The 9,096-nt window shown below is 70.8% G+C and carries 10 protein-coding genes; 2 read left to right on the top strand and 8 right to left on the bottom strand.

Going from position 1 to position 9,096, the window contains the following annotated elements; translation table 11 throughout:
- From GA0115259_RS06100 to GA0115259_RS06085, 4 genes are all read right to left on the bottom strand, one after another.
- Positions 1–496 (bottom strand): AAA family ATPase (locus GA0115259_RS06100; RefSeq protein ID WP_161230304.1); only part of this gene is annotated, 496 nt, incomplete at its 3' end.
- A gap of 88 nt (positions 497–584) precedes the next feature.
- Complete coding sequence (locus GA0115259_RS06095; protein ID WP_093591968.1) at positions 585–1,493, bottom strand: NAD kinase; 909 nt, start codon at positions 1,491–1,493, stop codon at positions 585–587.
- Positions 1,494–1,666: 173 nt separating this feature from the next.
- Positions 1,667–2,482, bottom strand: a complete 816-nt coding sequence (locus tag GA0115259_RS06090; RefSeq protein ID WP_093591959.1) for a TlyA family RNA methyltransferase — start codon at positions 2,480–2,482, stop codon at positions 1,667–1,669.
- A 36-nt stretch (positions 2,483–2,518) separates the two neighbouring features.
- On the bottom strand, positions 2,519–2,884 hold the full coding sequence (locus tag GA0115259_RS06085; RefSeq protein ID WP_237539800.1) for a hypothetical protein: 366 nt from the start codon (positions 2,882–2,884) through the stop codon (positions 2,519–2,521).
- A gap of 42 nt (positions 2,885–2,926) precedes the next feature.
- Between GA0115259_RS06085 and GA0115259_RS06080 the strand changes: the two genes are divergently transcribed.
- Complete coding sequence (locus GA0115259_RS06080) at positions 2,927–3,274, top strand: sterol-binding protein (RefSeq protein WP_093591956.1); 348 nt, start codon at positions 2,927–2,929, stop codon at positions 3,272–3,274.
- A 65-nt stretch (positions 3,275–3,339) separates the two neighbouring features.
- Here GA0115259_RS06080 and GA0115259_RS06075 read toward each other — a convergent pair whose 3' ends face one another.
- Together GA0115259_RS06075 and GA0115259_RS06070 are read right to left on the bottom strand one after the other, a co-directional pair.
- Positions 3,340–4,155, bottom strand: a complete 816-nt coding sequence (locus GA0115259_RS06075; RefSeq protein ID WP_093591953.1) for an ABC transporter ATP-binding protein — start codon at positions 4,153–4,155, stop codon at positions 3,340–3,342.
- 57 nt (positions 4,156–4,212) lie between these two features.
- On the bottom strand, positions 4,213–5,265 hold the full coding sequence (locus tag GA0115259_RS06070; protein ID WP_093591950.1) for an HAD-IIA family hydrolase: 1,053 nt from the start codon (positions 5,263–5,265) through the stop codon (positions 4,213–4,215).
- 116 nt (positions 5,266–5,381) lie between these two features.
- Here GA0115259_RS06070 and GA0115259_RS06065 point away from each other — a divergent pair, with 116 nt between their 5' ends.
- A complete protein-coding gene (locus tag GA0115259_RS06065; protein ID WP_093591947.1) occupies positions 5,382–6,749 on the top strand; it encodes a DUF1015 family protein in 1,368 nt (455 codons plus the stop codon).
- A gap of 68 nt (positions 6,750–6,817) precedes the next feature.
- On the opposite strand, the gene GA0115259_RS41105 is transcribed toward GA0115259_RS06065, so the two are convergent.
- Positions 6,818–7,612, bottom strand: a complete 795-nt coding sequence (locus tag GA0115259_RS41105; RefSeq protein WP_237539801.1) for a tetratricopeptide repeat protein — start codon at positions 7,610–7,612, stop codon at positions 6,818–6,820.
- On the bottom strand, positions 7,612–8,787 hold the full coding sequence (locus GA0115259_RS42705; RefSeq protein ID WP_202449712.1) for a hypothetical protein: 1,176 nt from the start codon (positions 8,785–8,787) through the stop codon (positions 7,612–7,614). Before GA0115259_RS42705 ends, GA0115259_RS41105 begins: the two co-directional genes overlap by 1 nt.
- Between the last annotated feature and the right edge of the window lie 309 nt (positions 8,788–9,096).

Genomic DNA, 9,096 nt, shown 5'->3' with positions numbered 1-9,096 from the left:
AGGCGGCCTGCGGCCCGGCGACGCCCTCGCCCGCGTACCGGTCGAGGGCCTGCCGCTGCCGCGCGGGCCGCAGCAGTCCCTGCTGGTCGGTCTGGCCGTGCACCGCGACCAGATCGTCCGCCAGCTCGGCCAGTACGCCCACGGGCACCGAGCGCCCGCCCAGATGCGCCCGTGAGCGTCCCTCGGCGGAGACGGTTCTGCTGACGAGCAGCGTCCCTTCGTCCAGCTCGGCCCCGGCCTCCTCGGCCCGTACGGCCGCGGGCGTGCCCGCGGCCATGGTGAGCCTGCCCTCCACCACCGCCGACCTGGCGCCGATCCGTACCAGCGCCGGATCCGCGCGTCCGCCGAGCAGCAGGGCCAGGCTGGTGACGACCATGGTCTTGCCCGCGCCGGTCTCACCGGTCACCGCGGTAAAGCCTGGCGACAGCTCGACGACCGCGTCGTCGATGACCCCGAGCGACCGTATCCGCATCTCCTCCAACACGGTCATGACCATACGAGGTCCCGGCGCCGCCGCGCGACGGACCCCACCCACGGTTCGCCCGGCCGAGGGCCGGCCCGCCCTCAGTGCGGTGCCCCGCGGCTCAGTGAGGTGCCCCGCGCCAGCCCGACACCGGCAGCGCGAACTTGGCCACCAGCCGGTCCGCGAACGACGCGTGGTGCAGCCGCGCCAGCCGTACGGGAACGGCGCCGCGCCGTACCTCCACCCGGGCTCCCGACGGCAACTCGACCGTTCTGCGCCCGTCGCACCAGAGCACACCGTTGGGCGTGTGCGCCTGCACCTCCACCGCGAGCACCGTGGTCGGCGAGGTGACCAGCGGCTTCGCGAACAGGGCATGGGCGCTGATCGGCACCATCAGCAGCGCCTCGACCTCCGGCCAGACGACAGGACCGCCGGCCGAGAAGGCGTACGCGGTCGAACCGGTGGGCGTGGCGCACACGATGCCGTCGCAGCCGAAGGCGGTCACGGGCCGTCCGTCGATCTCCAGGACGACTTCGAGCATCCGCTCGGGCGAGACCTTCTGCACGGCCGCCTCGTTGAGCGCCCAGTCCCGGTGGACCACATCGCCGTTGCTGTGCACGACGACATCGATCGTCATCCGCTCCTCGACCTCATACGCACGGGTGACCACGCGGTTGACGACCTTGTCCAGATCGTCCCGTTCCGCCTCGGCGAGAAAGCCGACCCTGCCCAGATTGACACCGAGCATGGGAACGCCTGAGGCCCGTGCGAAGGCGGCACCGCGCAGCAGCGTCCCGTCGCCGCCGAGCACGATCAGCAGTTCACAGCCGTCGAGGACGTCGGGCGTGGCCTCCGGGACGGTCTCCACCGACGGTGGCAGCGGCAGATCGTTGGCCTCGGTGGCCAGTACGCGTACACCGAGACCGTTGCGTACCAGTCCGTTCACGACCAGTTCGGCGCTGCGGATCGCGGCGGGCCTGCCGGTGTGGGCCAGCAGGAACACGGTGCGGTCCGCGTTGGCGGACCGCAGGCTCCCGGCGGTCTCGGTGGCGGTGGTGCTCAGGGCCGGTTCGGCGGCCGGGATGTGCTGAGCGCCCAGCGTGACCGGAGCGCTCTCGGTGATCAGGGTGGTCGAGGTGGTCGGGGTGGTCTGGATGGTCTGCGCGGGCTCGGTGCTCTGCACGGGCTGCGTGGGCTGCGTGGTCAACGGGGTCCCTCCGCCACTGCACGGTCGACATCCGCCGGGTCCAGCTCGGGCGCTCCGGCGTGGAGCCACAGAAAGTACTCGACATTTCCGGACGGCCCCGGCAGCGGACTCGCGGTGACTCCTTTTACGCCGAGGCCCAGTTCACCGGCCCGCCGCGCCACCGCGCGTACGGCCTCGGCCCGCAGCTCGGGACTGCGTACGACTCCGCCACTGCCCAGCCGCTCCTTGCCCACCTCGAACTGCGGTTTCACCATCAGTACGAGATCGGCGCCGGGCGCGGCGCAGCGCACCAGCGCGGGCAGCACCAGCCCCAGCGGAATGAACGAAAGATCCCCGACCACCAGATCCACAGGCTTCCCTTCGATCGCGTCAAGCGTCAACTCGCGTACGTTCGTACGGTCCTTGACGGTGACGCGTTCATCGCTCCGCAGCGACCAGGCGAGTTGTCCGTAGCCGACGTCCACCGCGACCACATGGCCGGCGCCGGCCCGCAGCAGGACATCCGTGAAGCCGCCCGTGGAGGCGCCCGCGTCGAGCGCCCGCCGGCCGTGGACCTCCAGACCCAGCGGAGTGAAGGCCGCCAGCGCGCCCGCGAGTTTGTGTCCGCCGCGGGAGACATAGTCGGGATCGCCGTCGTCCGCGGTGACGACGACGGCGGCGCTCGTCTCGACCTGGGTGGCGGGCTTGGTCGCGGTGGTACCGCCGACGGTCACCCGGCCCGCGGCGATGAGCTGGCTCGCGTGTTCACGTGAGCGCGCGAGGTTACGGCGTACCAGTTCGGCATCGAGACGGCGGCGTGCCAGTCCTGCCACGTTCGGTTCAGCTCCTGTGGTCGTACGCGAGAGGGATCACCGGGGACCCGGGCCCGGGCCCGGAGCGCCCTGCCGGCCTTGCGCTCCCTGTGGGCCCTGCGGTCCCTGTGGGCCTTGCGGCCGAGGTCCTTGCGGGCCCTGGGGCGCCGGACGTGCGTCGAGCGCGGTCAGCGCGTCACGCAGCCCGCGGTGTACATCCTCGTACACCTCGACATGTCCGTCCGTCGGCAGGTGGTCGGCGTCGCCGAGACGGGCCAGCCACGCGTCCACCTCGGTGTCGCCGGTCGGGACGGTGCCCACGCCGAGCGGGCGTGGCGCCGCCGGGTCGTCCGCGGGAGGTCCCGCCGTCCCCGGCCCGCTCTCGGCCGGTCCGGCGGCCGGTCCCGCCATGGAGTCGCTCATGCCCAGACGCTACCGCGAAGCCCTGCGGTACCGTCGATCACGATGGCGACGACGGAGGAGTGCCGCAGCGCACTCGAAAAGCTCTCGGACAATCTGGCACGCGCGAACCGGGAGGTCCGCACCGCGGCCGGGCTCGACCGTTCACTGAGCTGCCATATCACGGATCTGGACCTCACCTTCACCGGCCGTCTCGTGGACGGCCGGATCGAAGTCGCCGACACCGTACAGGGACCGCCGCCGCAGAAGGCGGAGATCGGGCTGGCCATGGCGGGCGACGATCTGGTGGCGCTGGTCGACGGCGAGCTGAACTTCGCCCGCGCGTGGGGCTCGGGACGGGTCAGACTGGACGCGGGCTTCCGCGACCTGCTGCGTCTGCGCACACTGCTCTGAGCCGCACGCTGCTCTGAGACTCCGGGCCGCCTCGTGAGCGGCGGTGGGGCTGTACGGACCGGCTCTCACTTCGCCTGCGGTACGGGCACGGCCCGCCGGGCCCGCCGTCCCGCCGGCACCACCAGCGGCGTACCGGTCTCCGGGTCCTCGATCACCTGGCAGCGCAGACCAAAGACCTCTTCCACGCGCTCGGCCGTGACGACCTCCGAGGGCGCGCCCTCCGCCACGATCGCGCCGTCACGCATCGCGATGAGATGCGTGGCGTAACGGGCCGCGTGGTTGAGGTCGTGCAGAACGGCGACGAGCGTACGGCCCTGGGTCTCGTGCAGTTCGGCACAGAGGTCGAGCACATCGATCTGGTGCTGGATGTCGAGGAAGGTGGTGGGCTCGTCGAGCAGCAGCAGCGGTGTCTGCTGGGCAAGGGCCATCGCGATCCAGACACGCTGACGCTGGCCGCCGGACAATTCATCGACATAACGATCAGCCAGTTCATCGGCACCGGTCGACACCATCGATTCCTCGACTGTCCGCTCGTCCTCCGGCGACCACTGGCGCAGCAGCCCTTGGTGCGGATAGCGGCCACGCGCCACCAGATCCGCGACGGTGATCCCGTCGGGCGCGACGGACGACTGAGGCAGCAGACCGAGAGTCCTGGCGACCTTCTTGGCGGGCATCGTGTGGATGGCGGTGCCGTCGAGCAGAACACGTCCCTGGGAGGGCTTGAGCATCCGGGAGAGCGCACGCAGCAATGTCGACTTGCCGCAGGCGTTCGGGCCGACGATCACCGTGAACGAGTGGTCGGGGATCTCCACCGACAGATCGCGGGCGACGATCCGCTGGTCGTAGCCGAGAGTCACCGATTCCGCGGTGAGGCGCTGCATGGACGTACTCCTGGTGTCCGTCTGTTCTGGAGGGCTGCCGACCAACACGAAGTTAGGTTAGCCTACCCTCTCGTCCTGCAGACCCAGCTTCGCCAGCGCCTTGCCCACGTCCAGCGTGGAGGAGCCGTCGCCGGCCTCCGTCCAGGCCGCCGCGCACAGCGCACGCAGCCCGTCCAGCGCCGTACCGTCCCCGTCCAGCGCCAGTGCGTGCCCGTTCCCGGCGACCGAAGCGGTCCATCCGCCGCAGCCGAACCCTCCTTCCGTCCCGGCCACTTCGGGCTGTCCGGTCAGCAGTCCGCGCAGATCCTCGTCCACATACGTCGGCCGGTGCCTCGGCTCGGCGGCCAGGAGCCGCGCCGCGTCCGTCACTCCGGTCAGCACGAGCAACGAGTCCACGCCTCCGTTGAACGCTCCCTCGATATCCGTGTCCAACCGGTCCCCGACCACCAGCGCCCGCTTCGCGCCGGTCCGCAGAATGGTCTCGCGGTGCATCGGCGGCAGCGGCTTGCCCGCGACCTGCGGTACGGCGCCCGTGGCGATCCGTACGACCTCCACCGCCGCGCCGTTGCCCGGCATGATCCCGCGCGCACTCGGAATCGTCAGATCCGTATTGGACGCGAACCACGGCACACCGCGGTTGATCGCGTAGCAGGCCTCGGCGAACCGTCCCCAGGCCAGCTCCGGACCGCCGTATCCCTGCACCACGGCGGCCGGATCGTCATCGGCCGACTCGACCGGCACAAGTCCGCGCTCGCGCAGCGCGACCCGTAGGCCCTCGCCGCCGATCACCAGCACCTTGGATCCCGCCGGGAACTGCTCCGCGATCAACCGGGAGACCGCCTGCGCCGAGGTGATCACATCGGCCGGCTCGGCGGGCGCACCGAGTTCGGTGAGATGCGCCGCGACGGCGGCGGGCGTGCGGAGCGCGTTGTTGGTGACATACGCGAGATGCATCCCGGCGTCACGGGCCGTACGGAGCGACTCCACGGCGTGCGCGATGGCTTCCCCGCCCGCGTACACCACACCGTCGAGATCGAGCAGAGCGGTGTCGTACGCCTTGTGCAGCGCGGTCGCACTCCCGCTCGGCCTGGTCCTGCTCTGCTCGCTCATCCGCCGTCCGTCCCTCGCTCGTGACATCTGCACACCGCATCCACGTGACATACCTGCTCCGTGGCGCTTCTCTCCCGATCATCGCTCATTTCCCACACCCCACATACGATGCCCTGATGAACACAACAGGTCCTGCGGACAAGGGGCTGCGGCTGATTCCGTTCCATGGGCTCCGCTATGTCCCCGAACGGGTCGGCAGTCTCTCCGCCGTGACCTCTCCGCCGTACGACGTGGTCGTGCGGCCGGACGGACTGCACCACCTGGAGTCGGCCGATCCGCACAACATCGTCCGGCTGATCCTGCCGCAGGCCGCCACGCCCGGCGAACGCCACCGCCAGGCCGCGCGGACGCTGGCGCGCTGGCTCGCCGAGGGCGTCCTCGCGCCGGATCCGGAGCCCGCGCTGTACGTGTACGAGCAGCGCAAGGGCGAGCTGTTGCAGAGAGGCGTGATCGGGGCGCTGGCGCTCTCGTCGCCGTCCGACGGCATCGTGCTGCCGCATGAGGACGTCATGCCGGATGTCGTGGCGGACCGCGCGGCCCTGATGCGGGCGACCGCGGCGAATCTGGAACCACTGCTGCTGACCTACCGCAGCGGCGGCGAGATCACCGCCGGCGCACCGGACGTACTGGCCGACGCACCGGACGTACTGAGCGCGGCGGGCGCAGAGAGCACAGCGGGCACAGCGGGCATGACAGGGACGGCGGGCGTCATCGAGCGCACCGTCCGCCGCTCGCCGCTCCTCGACACCACCACGGAGGACGGCTTCAGCCACCGGCTGTGGTCGGTCACGGATCCCGGCGACCTCGCGGAGATCGCCGACGACCTGGGCCACCACCAGGCCCTGATCGCCGACGGCCACCACCGCTGGGCGACCTATCTGCGGCTGCGCGACGAGCACGTGGACGCCGGGCCCTGGGGATACGGACTGGTCCTGCTGATCGACACGGCCCGCTATCCCCTCCAGGTCCGCTCCATCCACCGGGTGCTGCACCAACTGCCCGTCGACCGCGCGGTCGAGGCGCTCTCCGGCTTCTTCCGTGTCCGTACGGTCGACGGCCCGCTCCCGGACGCGCTCGACGCCCTGGCCGACGCCACAACCATGGGCAACGCGTTCCTGCTCGCCGGGGACGGCCGCTTCCATCTGGTCGACCGTCCCGACCAGGAGCTGCTGGCGCGTACGGTGCCCGTCGACCGGCCCGCGGCCTGGCGGGCACTGGACGCGACGGTCCTGCACGCCACGCTGCTGAACCACATCTGGCGGATCCCGGACGCGCCCGAGCACATCGCGTACATCCATGACACGGCGGCGGCCGTCGACAAGGCGGAACGGGACGGCAGCACGGCGGTCCTGCTGCATCCGGTGCGCGAGGAGGTCGTACGGGAACTGGCGCGCCAGGGCGTGATGATGCCGCGCAAGTCCACGTCCTTCGGCCCCAAGCCGGCGACGGGGCTGGTGCTGCGAAGTCTCGCTCCGGGCTGCTGACGGCGTAAACACGTGTGGGCGGCACCCCGGCCGGGGTGCCGCCCACACGTATCAGCTCAGCTCAACGCTCAGTGCTTGGCGTCGGGTTCGTCGCGCTCGTCGTCTTCATCGAGTCGGTCGTCGTCACCGTCTTCGGCGACGTCCTCGTCGTTCTCGTCGTCTTCGACGTCGAGAACGAGGTTGAGGTCCTCGTCTTCACCGTCGGCCTCGGCGACCTCGTCGCTGTCGTCGTTCTCGTCCTCCTCGACCATGGCGTCCACGAACTCGACGCCGTCCAGCTCCGCGAGCCGGTCCGAGGCGTCCGTCGCACCGTCCTTGTCCGCCTCGATCGTCTTGGCGAACCACTCACGGGCCTCGTCCTCGCGCCCGGCCGACAGCAGGGCGTCGGCGTACGCGTAGCGCAGCCGAGCGGTCCACGGCTGAACGGAGTTGGACGCCAGCTCAGGACTCTGGAGCGTCACGATGGCGGCGTCGATCTGTCCCATGTCCCTGCGCGCTCCGGCCGCGACCAGCCGCATTTCGACCTGGCCCGCCTTGTCGAGCTTCTGCACCTCGGGCTCGCCGGCCATCGCCATCGCCCGCTCAGGACGGCCGAGTCCGCGCTCGCAGTCCGCCATGACGGGCCACAGATCGACACTCCCGGTCATCCGCCGAGCGGCCCTGAACTCGGCCAGCGCCTCGGCGTACTTCTGCGTGGCGTACGCGGCGAAGCCCGCCGCCTCACGTACGGCGGCGACCCGGGAGGCGAGCCGCAGTGCGATACGGGAGTACGCGTAGGCCTGCTCCGGGTCCTCGTCGATGAGCTGGGCGACCATGACGAGGTTTCTGGCGACGTCGTCGGCAAGCGTCTTGGGCAGGCTCATCAGCTCCTGACGGACGCTCTTGTCGATCTCCTCGCCGGTGACGTCGTCCGGGATCGGCAGCCGCTTGATCGGCTCCCGGTCACGGTCGCGGTCCCGGTCGTCACGGCGCTCGTAGCCGCTGCGGCGATTGTCGTCGCGCCCGCGGTATCCACCACGGTCGCGGTCACCGCGGTCCCGGTCGTCACGCCGGCCGTAACCACCGCCGGTGCCACCACCGCTCGTGGGCCGGCCACCGCGATCGTCACGACGAGCGTAGCCACCGCCGCCACCGGTCCCGCCGGGGCGCCCTGCTCCACCACGGCTGTCGTCACGGCGTGGGCCGCTGGGCCGGTCGTCACGACGGAAACCGGGCCGGTCGTCACGACGGTCGTCACGCCTGGGACCGCTAGGCCGGTCATCCCGACGGGGCCCGCTCGGCCGGTCGTCACGACGGCCGTAGCTACCGCCACCGCCACCGCCTCGGCTGTCATCACGACGGAACGTGGGCCGGTCATCGCGGCGGCCGTCGTCACGACGATCGTCACGACGCGGGCCGCTCGGGCGGTGGTCGTCACGGCGAGGACCACCACTGCCGGGACGGTCATCGCGACGGCCGTAACCGCCGCCACTGCCGCCACCGGAACCGAAACTGGGCCGAGCACCACGGTCACGGTCGTCACGACGAGGACCACTGGGACGGTCATCGCGTCGCGGGCCACTAGGACGGTCATCGCGTCGCGGGCCACTGGGACGGTCGTCCCGACGGAAACCGGGCCGGTCGTCACGTCGATCGTCACGCCGGTCATCGCGACGGAAGCCAGGCCTGTCATCGCGTCGGTCATCACGTCGGTCGTCCCGACGCGGGGCACCGGCGCGGTCATCACGGCGAGGACCGCTGCTGGGACGGTCATCGCGCCGCTGATAGCCACCGCCACCGGTCGGCCGACCGCCACGGTCGTCACGACGACCGTAACCACCGCCGCTGGAACCGGAATTGGAGCCGGGACGACCACCACGGTCGTCCTCGCGACGCGGTCCGGCGGGCCGGTCGTCGCGCCCACCGCGATATCCGCCGCCCCGGTTGTCATCGCGCCGATTGTCGTCACGCCGGCTGTCATCACGGCGACTGCTGTCGTCACGACGGAAACCGCCACGGTCCCGATCATCACGTCGCGGACCGCGATCGCGATCGTCACGGCCTCCGCGGAAGCCGCCCCGGTCACCGCTGTCCCGACGGCGCTGATCGCGCTCGGGACGGTCGTCGGAGGAGTTGGGGGACATCGGTTGGGCTCCTGTCTTCGGGTACCGCAGTCATTCTCGCGCAGTCGGCCTTCCGATGCGCTTCGGGTGAAATGGGGAATGGAAGGGAAAGCTGGGAAAACAAAAAGGACCCATGGTCCAGCATGAACGCTGGACCATGGGTCCTTGAAAGATTGTTCGGCGGTGTCCTACTCTCCCACAGGGTCCCCCCTGCAGTACCATCGGCGCTGTGAGGCTTAGCTTCC

The organism is Streptomyces sp. MnatMP-M17 (assembly GCF_900091995.1).
Classification (GTDB): domain Bacteria; phylum Actinomycetota; class Actinomycetes; order Streptomycetales; family Streptomycetaceae; genus Streptomyces.
Note: the sequence above shows the minus strand (reverse complement) of the source record. Positions and strands in the feature narration are given on the sequence as shown.